This window comes from Allotamlana fucoidanivorans, assembly GCF_006265225.1.
GTDB lineage: Bacteria > Bacteroidota > Bacteroidia > Flavobacteriales > Flavobacteriaceae > Allotamlana > Allotamlana fucoidanivorans.
The window spans coordinates 1-21,060 of record NZ_VDCS01000008.1 but is presented as its reverse complement, the minus strand read 5'-3'; the positions used below and the strand labels follow the sequence as shown (position 1 = coordinate 21,060).

The following is a 21,060-nucleotide window of genomic DNA, read 5'->3' as shown; positions in this document are numbered from 1 at the left end:
CCTTAAGTATTAAAGACTTGAAAAAATATATTTCATCTCGGTAGCAATTTCTAAACTACGATTGAAATAGGTTTCCGTTTGTTCTGGTGTTCCATCAGACTTTTTTGGGTCTTCATACATTATAGCAAAACGTTTATCACAACCAGACACCATAGGACAAGCTTCATCGGCCGATGAACACGTCATGATAGCTGCAAAAGCTGATTTCGGATTAAAAGCATGATCAAAGGTCTTTGAAAAGGCTACTATAGCGGGTTCATTATCATCAAATTTAATGGCATAAACAGGATTATCTCCTTCAGATAAATTACTTATTTGAAACCCCTGATTAACCAACGTTTCTCCTACTTTAGGAAACATGGCCGTTGCTTCCGTTCCTCCAGAATAGCAGCTTATCTTTTTAACGCCATATTGTGCCGCCATAGTCTGTGCCCAGACTTGTGACAGATGACTTCTACGCGAATTATGAGTACAAATAAAATTTAAACGTATAGGAGTCTTTCCTTTTATTTTTTCCTTTAAATATTCAATAACGGGTTGAAGTATTTGCTTTCTTTCTTCAGTAATGTTATCGGTATTTAGCGTATTGATAACTTCGGTAATTTTTTCAATCATAGTCCTTCTTATATTAACAACATCCACTTTCTGGCGAACAACATGCAGATGCATCTACAATCTCCACTTCCTCAGGAAGCCCACAAGTTGATTTCGCCTTACAGTCGGTTTTTTCAGCCGCTAATTTAACAATTAACCTATCCCCATGTATTTCAAAATTGTTAACAAACAACTGAGCGGTATGAAACTGTGAATTACCGTATTCAAATTTTATTTCAGAATGCAAATCATAAGGCTTCATAGTGCCGACTTTTTTAAAAATACCAAGTGCTTTATACACACCCATAAATTCTGTTTTATTAAGTTCTGAAGGGCTTTCCCATAATTGCACCACCGTTTCATTCCAAGAATCCATTTGAGCTCCACAATCTACAGCATCAATCCCTACATGCTTCACTTCTGTAATATGGTAGTTGGCTCCAACTAGTTTTTTAGGAGCATATTCAAATAATAGTGCTTTATTTTTATGAGCTTCTAATACTTCAAAAAAATCTTGTGTTTTCATGTTATTTTTATTTAATCTATTTCCAGTTTTTATGATCCCTTAAGGCGATTTAGCAGCAATTAGACTTAGTGGTATTGAAAAATGAATTAAGTTGATTTTGAATATCATTCCATCGAACCATATCAATACAATAGCACATGCGCTTCCCCTCTATTTCACCTTTAAGTAAACCTAAACTTTTTAATTCCTTAAGATGCTGAGAAATGGTAGCTTGTGCTAAGCCAATTTCTTCAACAAGATCATTACATATACAGGCTTCCTGCTGACTTATATACTGCAGAATAGCAACACGAGCTGGGTGACCCAACACCTTAAAAAACTGTGCCAAATCATTCTGTCTATCTGTATATATTTGTGATTTTGTTAATCCCATATTTATAATTTACATATTGCAATATTACGATAATAAATCAAATTTCACAAACAATTAATTCCTTAATTATGAATGTGTATTTTACTTTTTAAAAAATACAGCCTCAAAAAGCGCTAAAAAATCCTTATTTTGTTACATCACTAAAAATCATGACCAATGAGATTATTACATGTTTGCTTAGGATTAGTTTTACCCTTTTTTGCTATAAGTCAATCTGATTATAAACCTACTACACCATTGCAATCACCAATTGATAAAAAAGTAGATTCATTATTAACGCTAATGACTTTGGAAGAAAAAGTTGGACAAATGAATCAATATAATGGGTTTTGGGAAGTTACTGGCCCTGCTCCAACAGAAGGAAATGCCGCAAAAAAATATGAACATTTACGCCAAGGCCTGGTGGGCTCAATGCTTAATGTAAGAGGTGTAAAAAATGTTTACGAAGTTCAAAAAATAGCAGTTGAAGAAACCCGATTAGGCATTCCGTTAATTATTGGATTTGATGTTATTCATGGCTATAAAACTATAAGTCCTATTCCCTTGGCCGAGTCAGCAAGTTGGGATTTAGAAGCCATTAAAAAATCATCAAGTGTAGCGGCAGATGAATCTGCTGCCGCTGGTATAAACTGGACCTTTGCTCCTATGGTTGATATTTCACGAGATGCGCGCTGGGGACGTGTCATGGAAGGTGCTGGTGAAGATGCGTTTCTTGGTTCAAAAATTGCGCAAGCAAGAGTTCAGGGCTTTCAAGGTGATAAACTCTCAGCCAACACCACTATTGCTGCCTGTGCAAAACACTTTGCTGCTTACGGATTTCCAGAAGCAGGACGAGACTACAACACCGTTGATATTGGCACATCTACATTATACAATCAAGTGTTCCCACCATTTAAAGCTGCAGCCGATAGTGACGTCAAAACGTTTATGAACGCATTTAACATTTTAAATGGTATTCCAGCTACCGGGAATGCGTTCTTACAACGCGATATTCTTAAAGGTAAATGGGGCTTTGAGGGCTTTGTTATTTCTGATTGGGGGTCGTTAAAAGAAATGATATCTCATGGTTTTGCTAAAGATTTAAAACAAGTTGCTGAAATAGCAGTCAAAGCCGGATCGGATATGGATATGGAATCTTATGCCTATGTTAATGAACTTGTTAAATTGGTTAAAGATGGCGTTGTAAACGAAGCTCTTGTTGATGATGCTGTCAAGCGTATTTTAAAAGTGAAATTTGAACTTGGGTTATTTGATGACCCATATAGATACTGTTCGTATGAGCGCGAACAAACTATAGGCAAGCCTGAACACCATGAAGCTGTTTTAGACATGGCGAAAAAATCCATCGTCCTTTTAAAAAATGAAAACAAACAACTTCCTCTTAAAAAGGAAGGTTTAAAAATTGCGTTAATAGGAAGCTTGGCTAATGACAAAGACAGCCCAATTGGTAGTTGGCGTGCTGCAGCTGAACCCAATTCGGCCGTGTCAGTTTTAGAAGGCTTGAAAAAGCACTCTGCAAATACCATAATTTACAGCGAAGGAGTAAAAGTACTCACAAGCAATCCCGGGTTTACTGGAAAAGCCAATATTAGCTATGATAAAAGTGGTTTTGCTGACGCCATAGCAACCGCTAAAAAGGCTGATGTTGTGGTTATGGTTTTGGGTGAACACGGTTTTCAAAGTGGAGAAGGCCGAAGTAGAGCCAACATTAACCTACCTGGTGTTCAACAAGAATTACTTGAAGCCGTATATGAAATTAATAAAAACATTGTATTGATACTTAATAATGGTAGACCATTAGCAATTCCATGGGCCGCGCAACATATACCTTCAATAGTTGAAGCTTGGCACTTAGGCTCGCAAAGTGGTAATGCCATTGCTCAAGTGGTGTTTGGGGATTACAACCCCAGCGGAAAACTCACAATGTCTTTCCCAAGATCGGTTGGACAAGTACCAATTATGTATAACAGGTACAATACAGGACGACCCGCAAACGCAGAAGACAACGTTTTTTGGTCCCATTATAGTGACGAAGAAAATTCGCCTCAATTTGTATTTGGTCATGGCTTAAGTTATTCTGAGTTTTCATACGAAGACCTTAACGTTACCGTCAATGCTGATTCAACACTATCCGTTTCAGTAAAAGTAACCAACACAAGCAGCATTGATGGAAAAGAGGTTGTACAACTCTATATCCATGATAAAGTGGCCAGCGTAGTGCGGCCCATTAAAGAGTTAAAAGGGTTTGAATTGGTAGCCTTTGAAGCTGGTGAAACCAAAACTATTAGGTTTACCCTGACTGAGCAAGAATTAGGCTTTTTTAATAATTTGGGTCAATGGCGATTTGAACCTGGAGATTTTAAAATATTCATTGGAGGAAGTTCAAATACAGTATTAGAAACCGAGGTAACCATAAAGTAACAAAACAAAAAAGGACTTCATAAAGCGAAGTCCTTTTGTAAATGGTTGCACAGGATTAAAACCAAGGTTTCTTTCCTACCTGATAAGTGTTATAAAAATCGGCGTCCGATTTTGTTAAATAAATAATGCCTTCTATAAACCCAATGATACTAGCAACACCACATGTAAGTATGGTAGCTATTAGTAATATGAAACCTTCTTTGTTGTAACCCAAAATAAATTTATGAATACCAAAACCTCCTAAGAGAATGCCTAAAATGCCAGCCAACACTTTTTTATTGTCTGTTGAGGCAAATGTTTCTTTAGCGTTGTTAGCAAATTCAGAAGCGGTTTCTTTGGCTTCGTTAGCAAACTCATTGGCTTTTTCTTTTAAATTGTCATTGGTATTTTTGTGATCTGACATGATAGTGAAGATTTTGATTAGACTTCAAAACTAATAAATTTTCACTACTAATTGATTACCTAAACAACATAATTATACCTCCAAGAGCAGTAACAAAAAGTATAAACCGTCGGTAATTAATATTTGAAATAAATTTTACAATATACACCCCTAGAAAAAAACCCGTAGTAACCACAGGTATTAATACCGCATTTAAAATCAAACTTTCTTTTGATACGGTGTTCCACACAAACATATGAAACGGCAGTTTAAATACATTTATAATGAAGAACAACCAGGCCGCCGTACCAATAAATTCATTTTTTGGAAAACGCATGGCCAGAAAATAAATGTTTGAAATAGGTCCTGCTAAATTACCAATCATAGTGGTAAATCCTGTTAAAAATCCCGTGCCACTTGAAAACCATGTATTTGTGGGTATCTGCTTTGATTTGCGGTTTTCCATAACAAACATAATCACCACTGAAGCCAATATAATGACCGCCATTAACCGTTTGAATAAGGTTTCAGAAATATCATTTCCAATCCAAACACCCACCAAAACACCAATAATCATCCATGGTAAGAGTATTTTTATATATTTCCATTGGGCATGACTGTTGTAATAGGTTACCGCCAATATATCGGCACAAATAAGCTGAGGAAGCAAGATACCTGTTGAGGCTTTTTCGCCAAAAACGAAGGCCATGATCACCACTATGATGATACCAATGCCCTTGATACCTGATTTTGAAATACCCAATAAAAAAACGGCAAACCCAACAAATAACCAATCTACTGTACTAAGGTTATAGGATTTTAAAATATCTAAATAAGCCAAATGCTGTGATTAAATGTATCGGCCGAAAATTACAAAAAAGCGCGGTCTATTGGTTCCCAAAGTTCTATTTTATTCCCTTCATTATCTAAAATCCACGCGAATTTACCGTATTCAAACTCTTGCATGTCGCCTACTATGGTAACACCTTCATCTTTTAATGTTTCAAGTAATTCTTTTAGATGTTCAACCCTATAATTAAACATAAAGTCTTTCTGTACAGGCTGAAAGTATTCGGTATCTTCTGAAAAAGGGCTCCACTGTGTTGAGCAATCGTTTCCTTCTTTATCTTTCCACCAAAAGGTACAACCGTAATCATCTGTATTAAAACCTAAATGCTTTTTGTACCACTGTTTTGTTGCTTTTGGATCTTTGGTTTTAAAGAAAACTCCGCCAATTCCAGTTACGCGTTTTTTCATTTTTTTAGTTATACATGTTGGTCAATAAGAATCGTATTACCATCAGGATCATACAACACAATACTTCCTGGACCAGAACTGTTTTTATCTACTTCGCGCTCTAATGTGATGTTATGTTTTTTTAAATGATCTTGAATGCTTCTTACATCATCATAAGATGCAAGGGCATTAGCATTCTCATCCCAACCAGGGTTGAAGGTTAAAATATTTTGCTCAAACATTCCTTGAAATAACCCTATAATACTATTTCCATTTTTCATGATTACATAATGTTGATCAATATCTCCCGCAAACAGGCTAAACCCTAAACGCTCATAAAATATCTTAGACACTTTAATGTCTTTAACATTTAAACTGACTGAAAATGCTCCTAGTTTCATAAATACTAAAGTTTAATGGTTTAATTCTTTTTGATATTAGATTCATAAATAGCAATCCACTTCTGAACCGATATTTTTTCACAGAGTTCAGCAATAAGGGCAAAGGGTATGGTGTCTATCTTTTTAAAACGAATACAACTTTTACCCATATCTAATTTTCCCAAGCAATACTTCGGATACTCCTTAACAAACCAATCCTGTATTTCGGGCACAGCATATATACCACTGTGATATAAATTTATAGAGTTTTTTTGTGACGCAAAACTCATAAAAGGTAAGGGCTCTTTAGGATTGCAATGGTACCCGTTTGGATAAATACGGTGCGGAACAAAATAGCCAATCATGCCATATTGCATGCCCTCTTCAAAACCTTCGGGAAGATTATTTTTTATTGTTTCCCTAAGTTGTTTGGCAGCACTTTGGCGGTCTTGAGGAATTTGAGAAATATAATCTTCAGGAGAATTAGCTTGGTACTGCATCTTGTAAAACTTTAGATACTAAAGTTAACAAAATTTTGCTTTTATTTTATCTACAATGGTTTGGGCTAATTTTTCTTTGCTCTCAACAGTCCACCCCGCAACATGCGGCGTAAGCAATACATTTTCTGCCTGAATTACATACTGAAAAGCCTCTGGTAATTCAGACGAGAACAGCGTTTCAAATGAGGCTTTCTCATATTCCAAAACATCTAAACCTGCTCCTAAAATTTTACCAGATTGTAATGCTTCAACTAAATCTGCAGTCACTACACTTTTTCCTCTAGCTGTATTAATAAACCAGAACGACTGTTTAAAATCATTGATAAATTGTGCATTGATCATCCCCAGAGTCAAAGGAGTTTGCGGCGTATGCAAACTAACCACCTCAACCTTTTTTTGAAATTCTTCAAGTGAAACCTGTTTTGCATTCTCATCACCTACATCTTCCTTAATATCATAACACAACACCTGTACATCAAAACCACGGAGTTTCTTAGCAAAGGCTTTTCCCATATTACCGTACCCTATAAGCCCTATTGTTTTGCCATCTAATTCTACACCGCGATTAGCTTCCCGCAACCATTTACCTTCCCTTACTTCTCTGTCGGCTTTATTAAGTTTATTAAATAACGACAGTAACATTCCTAAAGCATGTTCTCCTACGGCATTTCGGTTACCTTCTGGAGCCGCAATAAGTGTAATACCTTTGCTATTAGCATAGTCACAATCAATATTTTCTAAACCTGCTCCTACCCGACCTATAAACTTTAGATTGGTCGCAGCATCTAAAAATGACTTGTCAATAGTAAATCGGCTTCGTATTACAATACCATCATAGCTTGAAATTTTCTTTTCTATATCTACTTTTGATGAAGTATAATCTTCGTCATTGGCAAACCCAAGATCTCGCAATTGATTGATTAAAAGGTCGTGATTGGTATCAAGGTGAAGGATCTTCATAAGTTATAAAATCTTCATTTTCTGAAGATGCATTTTATTGTTAAAAGTAAAAAAGTATGTGATACTGAAACAAGCCCAGCGAACCGAGCATTCTAAATTCCTAAAATCATTTTAGCAATCCAAAAGTAGATTAAAATGCCAAAAATATCATTACTTGTGGTAATAAAAGGTCCTGTAGCTATGGCTGGGTCAATACCACGTTTATCTAAAAACAAAGGAACAAAAGTACCTATTAAACCAGCAACAATAATAACCACCACCAGCGAAACCGAAATAGCAAAAGCCGTATTCATCTCACCCTTTGTTGCCCAAACAAAAAGAAACAAAAACATGGCTAAAATAACCCCGTTTAATGCTGCAAGTAGCATTTCCTTCAGCAAACGGCTATTAATACTTCCTTTTACATCGTCATTGGCTAAACCTTGAACAATAATAGCACTTGATTGCACACCCACATTTCCTGCCATAGCAGCTATTAATGGGGTAAAAAAGAACAAAACAGCATAGGTACTAAATGTTTCTTGAAACCCTTCCATAATTAAAAACGCTCCAACACCACCTACTAAGCCTAAAAACAACCAAGGTAATCGAGCACGCGTTAGTTGCAAAATGCTGTCATCGGCCTCTACGTCACTGGTAATACCAGCCGCCATTTGGTAATCTCTTTCTGCCTCTTCTTTCATAACATCTACAATGTCATCAATAGTAATACGCCCAAGCAGTACTTTATTGTCATCACTCTCAACCACAGGAATGGCTTCTAAATCATACTTTGCCATTAATCGGGCTACTTCCTCTACATCTTCATTCACATTAACATAATCAACATTTGAGATGTATATATCGGCTATTTTTTGATCGTTTTTTGCAACCACAAGATCTTTTAACGATAAGCGTCCCACCAATTTATTTTCCTTATCAACAACATACACAGAATGAACTCTAGTCACATCTTTAGCTTGCCCTCTTATGCGACGCAGACACCCAGCCACTGTCCATGTTTCATAAACTTTTACCAATTCTTTAGCCATTAAACTTCCTGCAGTATCATCTGCATAGGCTAAAAGTTCAGTAATCTCCGCTTTATGCTCTTCATCTTCAATTCTGGAAATTACTTCTCGTTGACGTTCCTCAGGCAATTCGGCAATAATATCGGCCGCATCATCGGTATCTAACTCTTCAACTTCATCGGCGATTTCTTGGGCAGATAGGCTTTTTAAAACTTTCTCACGATTATCTTCATCGAGTTCCATCAGAATATCTGATGTGGTTTCAGAATCTAAAAGCTTAATCACATAAACGGCGCTTTCTAAATTAAGTTCATCTAATATTTCGGCTATATCGGCGTAATGAAACTCATCTAAAACCTTTTTAAGCTCCTTATCATTTTGGGATTCAATAAGCTGCTCTACTTTTTCAACAAGTTGATTTGTTAATTGAAATTGTATGTTTTCTTTTTCTTCCGACATGTACTATAATCCTGAATTTTGAGTTCATCAAAATCACCTACAAAGATGTATTAACTATCCTCTGCTATCAACTGTGTAAGTTTAATAAATTCCTGAACACTTAATTGTTCTGGGCGTTTGCCAAATATACTATTTGCTTTTAAATTATCGGATAAATTGAATGTTTTTAAACTGTTACGAAGTGTTTTTCTACGTTGTTGAAATCCTGTTTTTACCACCTTAAAAAATAACGTTTCATCACAAGGTAAGCTAAAATCTTCTTTTCTGGTTAATCTTAAAACACCTGAATCTACTTTTGGAGGCGGACTGAATACATTTGGCGGTACTGTAAAAAGGTATTCGGCTTCATAAAAAGCTTGTGTTAATACAGATAGAATGCCATATATTTTTGAACCCTCTTTTGAACAAATACGTTGTGCCACCTCTTTTTGAAACATTCCTGAAAACTCTGGAATTTGGTTACGCATTTTTAAAGCCTTAAAAACAATTTGACTTGAAATATTATATGGGAAATTGCCAATGATAGCAAAAGGTTGATTCTTAAATACGGTGTTTAAATCATACTTTAAAAAATCTTGTTCTAAAATTCTAGGCGCTAAGTTTAGGTAATTGGCTTTTAAATACGTTACAGATTCTGGATCAATTTCAATAACATAGGTTGTTATGTTTTTTTTAACCAAATATTTGGTTAGAACGCCCATACCTGGCCCTATTTCTAAAACATTTTGATAGCCTTGTAACGACAGGGTATCTGCTATTTTCTGCGCTACAGATTCGTCATTTAAAAAATGTTGACCGAGATGTTTTTTAGCTTTTACTGTCATGAGTCTAAATAGATTTTACCTTTGCTTAAGCATTATTTAGGACACAAAAATAAGTTTTTAAAATTTGACAGGAATTTTAAGCGGTATTACTTAAAATTCACCGTGTATTCATCAATAATTTGAAGCTCTGTTCTAAAGGCAAGCATCTTATCGGCAAACTTTTTTAATCCTTCGTTTCTAAGGCGTTCTGCATCTTCTTTATAATAGGCATCTAATGCTTCACGGGAATATGATTTATACTGAATAGAGTAAGTTACGCCTCCCATTTCTTCTTCTACCAAAACTCGTGTAAGAGTGGCTTTATTAAACTTGCCTGTTCCCAAAACCTGCGGAATATGCTCTTTAATCCAAACCAACCATTCATCATGAATTGATTCATCAACATTTACGGTAACATTATATATATACATAGCTTTCTTTTTAATTTAGGGCATCTCCGCGTAATGTTCTGAATCGTTTTCTCGCTTCAACAAAATAAATACTATCGGCGTGATTAAAAATTATCTTTTCATACATCGCTTTGGCCTTTTCTGGTTCATTTAAGTACTTATCATAAATTGTTGCTAAATGAAAATACGCATCATCTGCTAAAATACCATCTCTGTAATTGGTAATGATACGTTCATAATTAGCCAGAGCCTTTTCAAATACAAACTTTTCTTCATACAATTGCGCCTGTTTGTATAAGGCTTGAGCTATAATGGGTTCTGTTTTATGGTCTTCTAAAATTTTATCTAGAAGCTGTATAGAAGCCTCCTTTTTATTTTGAAAGGCAAGCAAATCGGCCTTTGCATAAAGTTTAAGTGCCGTTTGAAGCGAATCTTCATATTTATTATCTGTAATTAACAATTTCAAATCAAGCGCGTCATTGGCAATAAGTTGAGACGTTGATGCTTTTAAAATTTTAAGCTGAGATTCTGCCCATTTAAAATCGCCTTTATAATAACTTGTTTTAGCTACCCTAAATCGAGCTTCTTGAGATATGGTACTATTTTTTAAATGGCGTTGAATTTGAGTATAATAAATAAGAGCTTTACTAAATTGTTCGTTCAAAACCAAAATATCGCCTAATTCAAGTTTAACCTGTGCTTGCTCCATTTTATTGAGTGGTAGCTTTAGGGTCTTTTCTAAATAGGAAATGGCATCTTTGGTGTTATTCATATAAAACGCTAAAAAATGGGCATATGAAATTTTAAGTTTCAAGGCTTTACTTTGCTCACCATAGCTATTAAACAAATCTAAATATTTTGCCTTTATAGTGTTATATTGGTCTTTTGAACTCTCTTTAATTTCAAGCTGAATAGCCTCATAATGCGCTTGTAGTTGGGTGTCTATGTCTGGCGCTATTTCAATCACATAAGTATAAATGGTTTTAGCCAAATCTGTTTGATTGTCATTACCGGCTGAAATGGCCAAATCAACAATTCTATTTAACCCTACTTGCTCTCTATTAAAGATAGCTTTCTCTTGGGTGAATGCTTTTTTGAAATCCTTTTGCTGAACAAATAGCCAGCTTAACATTTCATTCCAAAGCGTATTAGGTGCTTGCTGTAACTTTTTTAATAAAATTTTTCTGAACAAGGTATTATTTTCACTATACGCATCATCAGTAATAAAATCGGACAAGGCTCGCTTTATATTACCTAACTGCTCAGGATTAGACTCAATAAAATTAATATAGCCTATAAACATCTTTTCAATATTACCCTGCTCCCCATAAATCTGTGCCAGTTGTAAATTAAAATTAAATTCAGGATTTATTGTCATGGCCTTTTCATACGCTAAAGAAGCTTCTTCTAACAACGAATGATTTTGAAAAGTACGTGCCACGCCATAGACATTATTTACGTGGTCATCAATACTGGCAAGCGCTTTTTCATAATAGGCTTTTGCCGTATTCAAATCATTTTTTAACTGAAAGTTATACCCTATTTCAACAAAAAAAGCTGGATAGTTAATACGTTCCATCAACTTTAATAAAAAGGCTTCCACCTCATCATACTGTTCTAGTTGCTGATGTGTACTTATAATTTGATTAATATAGTTGATGTTGGACGGCGATTTTGCATAAAGTGCCTTATACTCCAATAAAGCCTTTTCATAGTCACCATTTTTAAAATACTCTTTAGCAAGAATATCTTCTTGAGTAACCCCAGCTATTGAAAAAAGTAGTACTCCAATGAAAAAAACAAATCTCATACGGTAAATATAGCGTATTTGAGTATGGTTTGTTTTTAATATTCATATAAAATGCTCTTATCGGAGTTTATTACATTCAGTTGTACTTTACCTCCACCATCTTGTAAGTTTGAAATGTCAAAAGTCAATTCTTTTGTAATATATGCTTCACATAACTCTTCATTCTTTAATGATAATCTGAGATTTCTTTGAGGCGGATAGGATTTTAAAGTAGCACCAGAATCAATTAGTTCTACTTCCCAAGTATTTCCGTTACAACCACCTGCACTAAAATTAATCGTCATACAGTTACCGTTAATCTCTAAACTATTTATGGTTAGTTCATCTGAAGGTGCATTTTCATATTGAGTAGCACTTATTATGGTTTTAAAATCACAGTTCGTTGAATCTTCATTGTCATCATCATCATTTGAACAGCTTAAAAATGTTATTCCAATTAAAAATAAAGTCAATACTCTTTTCATGTCAATGTATATTTATATTATACTCTTAGATAGCATAATTACCATTTGGTTGCGTTAAAGGCACTACAATAGGTTTACTTCGTTAATTTTACTAATATTATAATAAAAAATGCCCGAAAAATTCGGGCATCAACCAACCAAAAAATTATTCTTCTATTAACTACCGTTAATTAAAAACTCGATTGGGGACAGTCTTTAATTTAATGAAAAATCACAATTATTTATTTCAAAAACATCTTTTTGTGCATCAAGAGATATTATGAAAACAGAATTCCTATTTACTCACTATTGTAGTTGAATTATCGTCAGATTTAACCAGTTCGAAATCTGAGGACAACACTTTTGTAGCGAAAAAAATCAGAGCAATTAACAGTACTAAACGCTTAATATTCTTCATGGTCAGCAGGTTTAATAGATTTGGTGCTGCTAACTTGAAAAATATCTTTAAAAAATGCAAGTAAAACGACCTAAAAATGTCATGTATCAACCAAAACACGCATTTAATCGATGTTTTTGATAAAAAAGATTATTGATTTGTAAGATTTTTACTAGTTTAATCAATTATACTAAAACCAGTGTACGGTTGTAGCACTTCAGGAATAACAATACCTTTCTCGGTTTGGTAATTTTCTAATATGCCAGCTAAAACTCTAGGTAGTGCTAATGAACTTCCATTTAAAGTGTGAGCCAGCTCATTTTTACCTTCACTGTTTTTAAATCTTAGTTTTAGGCGGTTGGCTTGAAATGTTTCAAAATTTGAAACAGATGATATCTCTAACCAACGGTCTTGTGCTGTTGAGAACACTTCAAAATCATAAGTTAATGCAGAGGTGAACCCTAAATCGCCACCACATAATCTCAATATTCGGTATGGTAACTTTAACTCTTCAAGAATGGTTTTCACATGATCTACCATCCCATCTAGTGCTTCATAAGATTTTGAAGGGTGTTCTACACGTAAAATTTCAACCTTATCAAATTGGTGTAATCTGTTTAAACCTCTCACATGAGCGCCATAGCTTCCTGCCTCTCTTCTAAAACATGGCGTGTAACCTGTTATACCTATTGGTAATTCTGCTTCACTTAAAACCACATCTCTAAAAATATTGGTACCTGGCACTTCTGCTGTTGGAATAAGATATAGATTATCTCCTGTTACATGATACATTTGTCCTTCTTTATCAGGTAACTGCCCCGTGCCAAAACCAGAGGCTTCATTGACTAAGTGTGGCAACTGAAATTCGGTGTAGCCGGCAGCCGTATTTTTATCAAGAAAATAGGCTATTAAAGCCCGTTGTAATCGTGCGCCTTTGCCTTTATATACAGGAAAACCTGCTCCCGTGATTTTATTCCCTAATTCAAAATCAATAATATCATATTTCTTAGCTAATTCCCAATGCGGCAAAGCCTCGTCATGGAGTTTAGGAATCTCGCCCGCACTAAACACCTCTTCATTATCTTCATCTGTATTACCAGCTGGAACTATGGCATTGGGCACGTTGGGAATTTTATAAAGTAGTTCATTTAAAGCATCTGCTTTAGCATTTAATGACTCAGCCAGTACTTTTGATGACTCTTTTAATTCACTCGTTTTTTGCTTAAGGGCATTGGCTTTTTCAGCTTGCCCAGATTTGTATAAATTTCCAATTTCTTTTGATAAAGTGTTTGATTCGGCCAAGGTATTATCGAGTTCTGCTTGTAAGCTTCGTCTTGCTTCATCAAACGCAATAACATCATCAATCATTTGACGTGCATCAATATTTCGCTTTGCTAAGCGCTCAATTACTAAATCTTTGTTCTCTCTAATAAAAGCAACTTGTAACATGTCTTGAAAATTTAAGCGACAAATTTAAGGAATTAACAAGATAATCGCTCTTGTTTTTATTGTAAAATAACCGTTAAGACGGCTTATGGCTTGAGATGAATTTTAAAGCAGTCTCTTTATCTTTAGCGAGTTGTTTTTTTAAAGCCTCAACCGATTCAAATTTTTGCTCATCTCTTAAGCGTTCTAATAAATGTATTTGAATAATTTCTCCGTAGATAGATGAATTAAAGTCAAAAAAATGCACTTCAATAGTTTGCTCGCTCCCATTCACTGTTGGGTTCATACCAATATTCATCATGCCATATACCGTTAGGTCATTTATTTTGGCATACACAACATAAGCGCCTTGCTTCGGAATAATTTTATAATCTTCCTCTATAACAATATTAGCCGTTGGAAAATTTAATTGCTTGCCCAAACCTCTACCTTGACTTACCTCACCCGTTAGCATAAAATCATAGCCCAAATATTTATTCGCTTTTTGAATATCGCCATCATTTATAGCAGCTCTTATTTTGGTTGAACTTACAGCGACCTCATTGATATCTTGCGCTGAAATTTCTTCCACTTCAAAACCATAAGTTTCTCCAAAAACTTTTAAATCATTGATATCAGCATTTCTATTTCTTCCAAAACGGTGGTCATAGCCAATAATTACTTTTTTGGCATTTATTTTATCTACCAAAATATCTTTCACAAAATCTTCAGCAGATAGTCTTGAAAAGGCTTTGGTAAACTTTTTAATAAGCAAAAAATCTAAGCCTAAAGCATCTAAAATATCATGACGTTCTTTAATGGTATTTATTAACTTGATATTAGAATCCTTTTGCAAGACCATTCTTGGGTGTGGAAAAAACGTAAGTATTACGGATTTTAAACCTTCTACTTTTCCTGTATTTATAAGCCGTTTTATTATTTTTTGATGTCCAATATGCACCCCATCAAACGTACCAATGGTTACCACAGTAGCCTCTGAAGCCTTATAATGCTCTAAGTTTTTTACCTTTCTCATGCAAAGTGTACAATTAAATAAAACCAGGTTAAATAATTAGAATTGCTATATTTGATATTAAAATTAGCCTCGAAAAACGTATTTATGAAAGCAAAACTACATTATGTTTTAACAACTGCAATACTTTTAAGTTTATTTTCAGGTTTTGCTCAAGATAATTACTTTACAAAAATAGCAACAACCAAGACACTTTTAAAATCGAAGCCCCATAAAACTGCCAGCAACAAAGGTCTCGTTTATCAATTTAATTTACAAACCCTTACTCAAGCATTGACGCAATCTAATAAGACCAGTAAAACTACGGAAACATCTGATTTAATATTAAGTTTCCCTAATGCTCATGGGACTTTTGAGCGTTTCCGTATTGAAGAGACCTCTGTTATGCATCCAGATTTACAAGCTAAATACCCCCATATAAAATCATACACAGGTTATGGTATAGACAATCCGTTGGCTTATCTGCGCTTTAGTATATCGCCATATAATGGTTTATCTGGAGTTGTTTTAGGCACCAGTAACACCACGGTTATTGAAGCTGCTGCCAATAACTTAAATCAAATTGTTGTGATACACAAGGCAAACTTAGCACAAGGCAACTTTCTTTGTGAACGCATTAATACCTTTTTCAAAACACAACTTAAGGAAGACGAGTTAAAAGACGCTGATGACAGCATAAAACGTACTTATAAAATAGCGCTTTCTGTTACTGGTGAATATGGACAATTTAATGGAGGTTCCTTAGCCTCTGTTAACGCTGCTATTAACGCTACCTTAACCAATATTAACGCGGTTTTTGAAAATGAGTTTAATGTTTCTCTGCAATTAGTGGCTAATAATGATAAGGTGATTTACTTAAACCCGAGTACCGATCCTTATACCAATTTAGGAAATTATAACACCCAACTAGCCACAACCTTAGATACAGAAATTTTAGAAGCTAATTATGATGTAGGTCATTTGCTTGGTGGTATTGATGATGGTGCTGGCAATGGCACAGGAGATGCAGGGTGCATAGGGTGTGTATGTAATAACGGAGGGTCTTACGCTGATAAAAACCATAAAGGCTCTGGGTTTTCCACAAGTCCTTCGCCTGCTGGTATTAATTTTGATTTAGATTTTGTAGCCCATGAAATTGGGCATCAATTTGGTGCTACCCATACTTGGACGCATGATGGTAGTGAAGGCACAAATACGCAAATGGAACCTGGTGGCGGATCAACCATTATGGCTTATGCGGGTATCACAGGCTCTACCAATGTACAACGACATAGTGACCCTTATTTTCATGCCGCTTCTTTACAACAAATTACAACTTTTATTAAGACCACCACATGCCCTTCTACTGAAAACACAGGTAACTCTACACCTACTGTTAATGCTGGTTCTAATTTAACTTTACCTGTTGGAACCGCTTTTAAATTAGTAGGAAACGCTTCAGATGCAGACGGTGATCAGCTCACGTACTGTTGGGAACAGTTTAATGAAGATGATGCAGTTACAACATACCCCAATCCTAATAGCTCAAATTCAAATTCGGTATTATTTAGGTCTTATCCGCCAACAGAAAGCAATATTAGGTATTTTCCTAATTTGGAAGATTTAACCTTTGGTATTAATGCTACCCAATGGGAAAAAGTGCCAAATGTAGATAGAACCGCAGATTTCAGACTTACTGTTAGAGATAATAGACCAGGTGGCGCTAATAATGCGCATGACGACATGCGTGTGACCTTTAGTTCTGCATATGGCCCGTTTAGTATAACCTCACAGAACACACCCAATATTCTTTGGGAAAGTGGCACTAATGAAACCATCACATGGAACGTAAACAATACAAATAACTTATCTGGAGCCTCAAATGTTAACATACTATTATCTACAAACGGTGGTATGACTTATGAACATACTTTGGCATCAAACACCCCCAATGATGGAAGTCATATTATCACGGTACCTCATTTACCTGCTCCGTATTGCAGAATTTTAATTGAGCCAACCAACAATAACTTCTTTGCTATTAATACCACAGATTTTGCTATAAATTATATTGTAAGTAAAACGTGTACCCAATATAGTTCAGCTCCTAATTTAGGCATCAATATTACAGATAATGGAAAAGATTTTACTCAATCGCATACCATTAATATAGGTGACGCAAAAGCAATTACAGATATAAATATAGGCTTAGACATTACGCATTCTTATATTGGAGATTTAGGCATAAGAGTGCAAGGCCCTGACAACACCATAGTACTTTTGAAATCACCGAGCGACTGTGGTAATGAAGAAAATTTGATTAGCATTTTTGACGATCAGGCTCCTTTACTTAATTGCCTGAGTGCTTCACTAAATACATCAGCCAAATCGTTCAATGATTTGCTAGCCAAGTTTAATAACAAAAACTCTTCAGGAAACTGGACTATACAACTAGGTGATTTCGAAGCTGGAGACGAAGGCACTCTTAACTCCTGGTTTGTTGAAATATGTGAAACCACTGAAACACTATTAGATATTGGAGAACCTGGAGACCCTAACAAATTAGTTCTTTACCCTAATCCGAATACAGGTGAATTTACTATTCAGCTATACAACCCTACAAAAAACAATGTGGATATAAAACTATACGATCTTAGAAATAGATTGGTATATCAAGAAACGTATAATGGTAGTACAAATTTTGAAGAAAATGTGACATTGCAAAATATATTTTCAGGCATGTACATTCTCAAAATATCAAATGGTGTAAAAGAATTCACCAAAAGAGTTATAATTAAATAAAGAAGGCTATTACTTACCATTGAATGCATTCATGGTATTATTTACACCTGCTAAAACAAATGACTTAATTAATTCAATCGAGGTTCCTAATCGTTCTTTTAAGGTTTCCGATTCTTCTTCGGTCCATTCTCCTAAAACATAATCCACTTGCCTGCCTTTGCTAAAAGCATCACTAATACCAAACCTAAAACGGTTATACTTTGTGGTATTCAATTTATCCTGAATATCTTTAAGTCCGTTATGTCCGCCATCACTTCCTTTAGTTTTTAATCGTATACTGCCAAAGGGCAAATTTAAATCGTCTGTAATAACTAAAAGATTTTCTAATGGTATCTTTTCTTTGGCTAACCAATACTGAACGGATTTTCCGCTTAAATTCATATAAGTATTAGGTTTTAAGAAAATAAATGTTCTTCCTTTTAAAGTATAGGTTGTAACATCACCCAACTTTTGGGTTTCAAATGACAACCCTTCTTGAGATGCAAAATAGTCTAACACTTTAAACCCGATATTATGGCGCGTATTTTCATATTTAGCCCCCATATTTCCTAAACCTACAATTAAAAACTTTTTCATAACTTTTATTCCTTGTTCATGACAGTTTGAAGCAAAAAACCTCATAAAAAATGACCCCATTTACATTTGTTTTTGTAAAAATAAAAAAGCATCCCAAAATATTTTAGGATGCTTCATATTTTACTTAAGAATGTATCTATTCTTGTGCTTCAGCCACAGGTGCTTCTGCTCCTTCTTCTAATTCTTCTTCATCATCATCAGTTGCCACAGCATTTCTAGATGTTCTCACTTGACATACTACGGTATTATCTGAATGCAAGAAGGTGTAGTTTTCATTTGGTAAATCACCTACATAAACTTTTCCTCCAATTTTAAGAGGTGTAATGTCTATTTCTATAAAATCTGGTAAGTTAACAGGAAGTGCCTTAATACGTAATTTTCTGTGATTTTTTCTTAACACACCACCATTTTTAACCCCTCTAGAGTTACCAACTAAGTTTACAGGAATATTTAATGCAATTTCTTTATCTTCAAATAACTGATAGAAATCTACATGTAAAATATTATCTGTTACCGGGTGAAATTGAATGTCTTGTAATACAGCATTAAATGTTTCACCACTTTCTAAGTTAATTACAACTGTATGCGCATTAGGCGTGTATACAAGTTTAGAGAAAGCTAATTCTGGTGCAGAGAAATGCACTGGCTTATCTCCTCCGTATAATACGCAAGGAACCTGACCAGCATTACGTAAGGCTTTTGTTGCTTTTTTGCCCACGCTTTCTCTTTGAGATCCGTTGATTGTAATTGATTTCATTTATATATATATTAAATTAATATTCTTTATTCAAGTGATTTACATCACAAATTTTGAACTGATAGACTTGTTGTTGTGTACTTTTTCCATTACCTCTGCAAACAAATCAGCACAACTTAATACTCTAATTTTATCACTTAATGGCTTTACAGGAATAGAGTCTGTAACTATAAGTTCTTCTAATCTTGAGTTATTTAAATTATCATACGCTTTACCTGATAAAATGGGGTGTGTACAAATAGCTCTTACACTAAGCGCACCACGCTCCATCATTAAATCGGCGGCCTTAGTTAAAGTACCCGCAGTATCAACCATATCATCAACAAGCACTACATTTTTACCAGTAACATCACCAATCAATTCCATATGCGAAATAACATTGGCTTTAGCACGTTGCTTATAACAAATTACGACATCACTTTGTAAGGCCTTTGAATAAGCGTAAGCTCTTTTTGACCCTCCCATATCTGGTGAGGCAATTGTTAAATTAGGCAAATTTAACCGTTTTAAATATGGTAAGAAAATAGTTGATGCAAACAAATGATCTACTGGTTTTTCAAAAAAGCCTTGAATTTGATCCGCATGTAAATCCATGGTGATAATTCGCGTAGCCCCAGCAGCTTCAATCATTTTAGCCACTAATTTAGCAGCAATAGGCACACGTGGCTTATCTTTTCTATCTTGTCTTGCCCACCCAAAATACGGTAAAACAGCTGTAATGTGTCTTGCTGAAGCTCGTTTAGCAGCATCAATCATTAATAACATTTCCATTAAATTTTCAGGTCCTGGATTGGTAGACCCAATAATGAAAATGCGAGTACCGCGAATAGATTCTTCATAGGATGGTTGAAATTCTCCATCACTGTATGTAGAAGTAATAACATTACCTAATTCGGCCCCAAAGGCTTTAGCGATTTTTTCACCAAGAACTTTACTTTGGGTACAAGCAAAAATTTTAGCTTCGGTAATAACAATTGGCATAGTTAACGTATTGTTTTTTAGTGCGAAACACCAGCTTATTTTAAACGAGGTGCAAATTTATGGATTTATTTTAACCTAAAAAGTATATTGCCTAGTATTTTTGTGAATAATTTAGAAAAAATATATATTTTTGCTGTCCGAAATGCTCAAGTGGCGGAATTGGTAGACGCGCTGGATTCAAAATCCAGTTTCTTCGGAAGTGTGGGTTCGATTCCCACCTTGAGTACTTGATAAAACCGTAATTCGTTAAAAAACAGCGTTTTACGGTTTTTTATTTCATTTTTTTGCCGAATTTTTGCCGAAAACATGTCGATATTCTTAATTAATTTTCGAAACAAACAAACCGTAACAATTTAATGCTACGGTTTGTTTAACTACTCCCTTGATGACCAATAAGCGTCATTTTCAGGATTTAATTGATTTGCATGATTGTCAAGCTCTTCTTGACTGTAATCTTAATCTGAATTTAAACTCATAATTTTTATATTAAAATAATTAATAAATTCATCTCAAACGAAATGATGAAATAAAACTAATGGAAAAACAAGTGTGAAAAAGGCAATATTTAGCGAAATTTATCTGAGACGAATAATTGGTTAAAAAATGACATTATTACATCCAGAAAACGAAAACGACATAGGTGTTGAAGCAATACATTTTACACATGTATCTTCAACTAATTTAATGGATATTAAAAATCCTTTTGATACATTGTAAGAAAGTTATTATATTGTAACCAGAATTTATAAAACCAAAATGATAAGTATAATAATTAAGTTAAAAAATCATCGTTATCCCTCCCT

21 protein-coding genes and 1 tRNA gene are annotated in these 21,060 nt (G+C 34.7%); 3 read left to right on the top strand and 19 right to left on the bottom strand.

The genetic code is table 11. From position 1 onward, the window contains the following. Nucleotides 1–9: 9 nt before the first annotated feature. The 3 genes from FGF67_RS08945 to FGF67_RS08935 are packed head-to-tail and all read right to left on the bottom strand — an operon-like array spanning nucleotide 10 to nucleotide 1,493. Nucleotides 10–615 (bottom strand): arsenate-mycothiol transferase ArsC, encoded by a 606-nt coding sequence (locus FGF67_RS08945; protein ID WP_139696908.1) that lies wholly within the window; start codon nucleotides 613–615, stop codon nucleotides 10–12. A gap of 13 nt (nucleotides 616–628) precedes the next feature. Beyond that, on the bottom strand, nucleotides 629–1,120 hold the full coding sequence (locus tag FGF67_RS08940) for a DUF6428 family protein (protein WP_139696906.1): 492 nt from the start codon (nucleotides 1,118–1,120) through the stop codon (nucleotides 629–631). 49 nt (nucleotides 1,121–1,169) lie between these two features. After that, complete coding sequence (locus FGF67_RS08935) at nucleotides 1,170–1,493, bottom strand: ArsR/SmtB family transcription factor (RefSeq protein ID WP_139696904.1); 324 nt, start codon at nucleotides 1,491–1,493, stop codon at nucleotides 1,170–1,172. Nucleotides 1,494–1,649: 156 nt separating this feature from the next. On the opposite strand from FGF67_RS08935, the gene bglX reads away from it, so the two are divergent. Beyond that, nucleotides 1,650–3,914 (top strand): beta-glucosidase BglX, encoded by a 2,265-nt coding sequence (bglX, locus tag FGF67_RS08930; RefSeq protein ID WP_139696902.1) that lies wholly within the window; start codon nucleotides 1,650–1,652, stop codon nucleotides 3,912–3,914. 55 nt (nucleotides 3,915–3,969) lie between these two features. Here bglX and FGF67_RS08925 read toward each other — a convergent pair whose 3' ends face one another. The 13 genes from FGF67_RS08925 to FGF67_RS08865 form a co-directional block, all read right to left on the bottom strand. Then, entirely contained in the window at nucleotides 3,970–4,317 is a 348-nt protein-coding gene (locus FGF67_RS08925) for a TM2 domain-containing protein (protein ID WP_139696900.1), read from the bottom strand. A gap of 55 nt (nucleotides 4,318–4,372) precedes the next feature. After that, the gene (locus tag FGF67_RS08920; RefSeq protein ID WP_139696898.1) at nucleotides 4,373–5,137 is read right to left on the bottom strand and encodes a sulfite exporter TauE/SafE family protein; all 765 of its coding nucleotides are present in this window, start codon (nucleotides 5,135–5,137) and stop codon (nucleotides 4,373–4,375) included. Between the two features lie 29 nt (nucleotides 5,138–5,166). Continuing rightward, the gene (locus FGF67_RS08915; RefSeq protein WP_139696896.1) at nucleotides 5,167–5,553 is read right to left on the bottom strand and encodes a VOC family protein; all 387 of its coding nucleotides are present in this window, start codon (nucleotides 5,551–5,553) and stop codon (nucleotides 5,167–5,169) included. An 8-nt stretch (nucleotides 5,554–5,561) separates the two neighbouring features. Further along, the gene (locus FGF67_RS08910; protein WP_139696893.1) at nucleotides 5,562–5,933 is read right to left on the bottom strand and encodes a VOC family protein; all 372 of its coding nucleotides are present in this window, start codon (nucleotides 5,931–5,933) and stop codon (nucleotides 5,562–5,564) included. Nucleotides 5,934–5,953: 20 nt separating this feature from the next. Next, nucleotides 5,954–6,412, bottom strand: a complete 459-nt coding sequence (locus tag FGF67_RS08905; RefSeq protein WP_139696892.1) for a DUF1801 domain-containing protein — start codon at nucleotides 6,410–6,412, stop codon at nucleotides 5,954–5,956. A 24-nt stretch (nucleotides 6,413–6,436) separates the two neighbouring features. After that, nucleotides 6,437–7,372: a 2-hydroxyacid dehydrogenase gene (locus tag FGF67_RS08900; protein WP_139696890.1), complete on the bottom strand. Its 936-nt coding sequence runs from the start codon at nucleotides 7,370–7,372 to the stop codon at nucleotides 6,437–6,439. Between the two features lie 92 nt (nucleotides 7,373–7,464). After that, nucleotides 7,465–8,841: a magnesium transporter gene (gene mgtE / locus FGF67_RS08895; protein WP_199240676.1), complete on the bottom strand. Its 1,377-nt coding sequence runs from the start codon at nucleotides 8,839–8,841 to the stop codon at nucleotides 7,465–7,467. 50 nt (nucleotides 8,842–8,891) lie between these two features. Beyond that, entirely contained in the window at nucleotides 8,892–9,665 is a 774-nt protein-coding gene (rsmA, locus tag FGF67_RS08890) for a 16S rRNA (adenine(1518)-N(6)/adenine(1519)-N(6))-dimethyltransferase RsmA (protein WP_139696888.1), read from the bottom strand. A gap of 86 nt (nucleotides 9,666–9,751) precedes the next feature. Continuing rightward, nucleotides 9,752–10,075, bottom strand: a complete 324-nt coding sequence (locus FGF67_RS08885) for a DUF4286 family protein (RefSeq protein ID WP_139696886.1) — start codon at nucleotides 10,073–10,075, stop codon at nucleotides 9,752–9,754. A gap of 10 nt (nucleotides 10,076–10,085) precedes the next feature. After that, nucleotides 10,086–11,864: a tetratricopeptide repeat protein gene (locus FGF67_RS08880; protein WP_139696884.1), complete on the bottom strand. Its 1,779-nt coding sequence runs from the start codon at nucleotides 11,862–11,864 to the stop codon at nucleotides 10,086–10,088. A 35-nt stretch (nucleotides 11,865–11,899) separates the two neighbouring features. After that, nucleotides 11,900–12,328 (bottom strand): hypothetical protein, encoded by a 429-nt coding sequence (locus FGF67_RS08875; RefSeq protein WP_139696882.1) that lies wholly within the window; start codon nucleotides 12,326–12,328, stop codon nucleotides 11,900–11,902. A gap of 553 nt (nucleotides 12,329–12,881) precedes the next feature. After that, the gene (gene serS, locus FGF67_RS08870) at nucleotides 12,882–14,153 is read right to left on the bottom strand and encodes a serine--tRNA ligase (RefSeq protein WP_139696880.1); all 1,272 of its coding nucleotides are present in this window, start codon (nucleotides 14,151–14,153) and stop codon (nucleotides 12,882–12,884) included. Between the two features lie 73 nt (nucleotides 14,154–14,226). Further along, nucleotides 14,227–15,165 carry a bifunctional riboflavin kinase/FAD synthetase gene (locus FGF67_RS08865; RefSeq protein WP_139696878.1) on the bottom strand — a complete coding sequence of 313 codons (939 nt, stop codon included), beginning with the start codon at nucleotides 15,163–15,165 and terminating at the stop codon, nucleotides 14,227–14,229. An 84-nt stretch (nucleotides 15,166–15,249) separates the two neighbouring features. Between FGF67_RS08865 and FGF67_RS08860 the strand changes: the two genes are divergently transcribed. Beyond that, nucleotides 15,250–17,943 carry a zinc-dependent metalloprotease gene (locus FGF67_RS08860; protein WP_139696876.1) on the top strand — a complete coding sequence of 898 codons (2,694 nt, stop codon included), beginning with the start codon at nucleotides 15,250–15,252 and terminating at the stop codon, nucleotides 17,941–17,943. Nucleotides 17,944–17,952: 9 nt separating this feature from the next. Here the strand turns inward: FGF67_RS08860 and pth are convergent, their stop codons facing one another. From pth to FGF67_RS08845, 3 genes are all read right to left on the bottom strand, one after another. Continuing rightward, nucleotides 17,953–18,519: an aminoacyl-tRNA hydrolase gene (pth, locus tag FGF67_RS08855; RefSeq protein ID WP_139696874.1), complete on the bottom strand. Its 567-nt coding sequence runs from the start codon at nucleotides 18,517–18,519 to the stop codon at nucleotides 17,953–17,955. A gap of 136 nt (nucleotides 18,520–18,655) precedes the next feature. Then, nucleotides 18,656–19,276 (bottom strand): 50S ribosomal protein L25/general stress protein Ctc, encoded by a 621-nt coding sequence (locus tag FGF67_RS08850; RefSeq protein ID WP_139696872.1) that lies wholly within the window; start codon nucleotides 19,274–19,276, stop codon nucleotides 18,656–18,658. Between the two features lie 39 nt (nucleotides 19,277–19,315). Continuing rightward, entirely contained in the window at nucleotides 19,316–20,257 is a 942-nt protein-coding gene (locus FGF67_RS08845; protein ID WP_139696870.1) for a ribose-phosphate pyrophosphokinase, read from the bottom strand. Between the two features lie 144 nt (nucleotides 20,258–20,401). Between FGF67_RS08845 and FGF67_RS08840 the strand changes: the two genes are divergently transcribed. Then, a tRNA-Leu gene (locus FGF67_RS08840) sits at nucleotides 20,402–20,483 on the top strand. Nucleotides 20,484–21,060: the final 577 nt, after the last annotated feature.

Excerpts from the sequence above, each read along its gene's own strand:
- FGF67_RS08885 (WP_139696886.1), bottom strand. The coding sequence starts at position 10,075 with ATGTATATATATAATGTTACCGTAAATGTTGATGAATCAATTCATGAT.
- FGF67_RS08925 (WP_139696900.1), bottom strand. The coding sequence starts at position 4,317 with ATGTCAGATCACAAAAATACCAATGACAATTTAAAAGAAAAAGCCAAT.
- FGF67_RS08935 (WP_139696904.1), bottom strand. The coding sequence starts at position 1,493 with ATGGGATTAACAAAATCACAAATATATACAGATAGACAGAATGATTTG.
- FGF67_RS08880 (WP_139696884.1), bottom strand. The coding sequence starts at position 11,864 with ATGAGATTTGTTTTTTTCATTGGAGTACTACTTTTTTCAATAGCTGGG.
- FGF67_RS08845 (WP_139696870.1), bottom strand. The coding sequence starts at position 20,257 with ATGCCAATTGTTATTACCGAAGCTAAAATTTTTGCTTGTACCCAAAGT.
- FGF67_RS08915 (WP_139696896.1), bottom strand. The coding sequence starts at position 5,553 with ATGAAAAAACGCGTAACTGGAATTGGCGGAGTTTTCTTTAAAACCAAA.
- rsmA (WP_139696888.1), bottom strand. The coding sequence starts at position 9,665 with ATGACAGTAAAAGCTAAAAAACATCTCGGTCAACATTTTTTAAATGAC.
- serS (WP_139696880.1), bottom strand. The coding sequence starts at position 14,153 with ATGTTACAAGTTGCTTTTATTAGAGAGAACAAAGATTTAGTAATTGAG.
- bglX (WP_139696902.1), top strand. The coding sequence starts at position 1,650 with ATGAGATTATTACATGTTTGCTTAGGATTAGTTTTACCCTTTTTTGCT.
- FGF67_RS08850 (WP_139696872.1), bottom strand. The coding sequence starts at position 19,276 with ATGAAATCAATTACAATCAACGGATCTCAAAGAGAAAGCGTGGGCAAA.
- FGF67_RS08940 (WP_139696906.1), bottom strand. The coding sequence starts at position 1,120 with ATGAAAACACAAGATTTTTTTGAAGTATTAGAAGCTCATAAAAATAAA.
- FGF67_RS08910 (WP_139696893.1), bottom strand. The coding sequence starts at position 5,933 with ATGAAACTAGGAGCATTTTCAGTCAGTTTAAATGTTAAAGACATTAAA.
- FGF67_RS08905 (WP_139696892.1), bottom strand. The coding sequence starts at position 6,412 with ATGCAGTACCAAGCTAATTCTCCTGAAGATTATATTTCTCAAATTCCT.
- FGF67_RS08860 (WP_139696876.1), top strand. The coding sequence starts at position 15,250 with ATGAAAGCAAAACTACATTATGTTTTAACAACTGCAATACTTTTAAGT.
- mgtE (WP_199240676.1), bottom strand. The coding sequence starts at position 8,841 with ATGTCGGAAGAAAAAGAAAACATACAATTTCAATTAACAAATCAACTT.
- FGF67_RS08875 (WP_139696882.1), bottom strand. The coding sequence starts at position 12,328 with ATGAAAAGAGTATTGACTTTATTTTTAATTGGAATAACATTTTTAAGC.
- FGF67_RS08865 (WP_139696878.1), bottom strand. The coding sequence starts at position 15,165 with ATGAGAAAGGTAAAAAACTTAGAGCATTATAAGGCTTCAGAGGCTACT.
- pth (WP_139696874.1), bottom strand. The coding sequence starts at position 18,519 with ATGAAAAAGTTTTTAATTGTAGGTTTAGGAAATATGGGGGCTAAATAT.
- FGF67_RS08900 (WP_139696890.1), bottom strand. The coding sequence starts at position 7,372 with ATGAAGATCCTTCACCTTGATACCAATCACGACCTTTTAATCAATCAA.
- FGF67_RS08945 (WP_139696908.1), bottom strand. The coding sequence starts at position 615 with ATGATTGAAAAAATTACCGAAGTTATCAATACGCTAAATACCGATAAC.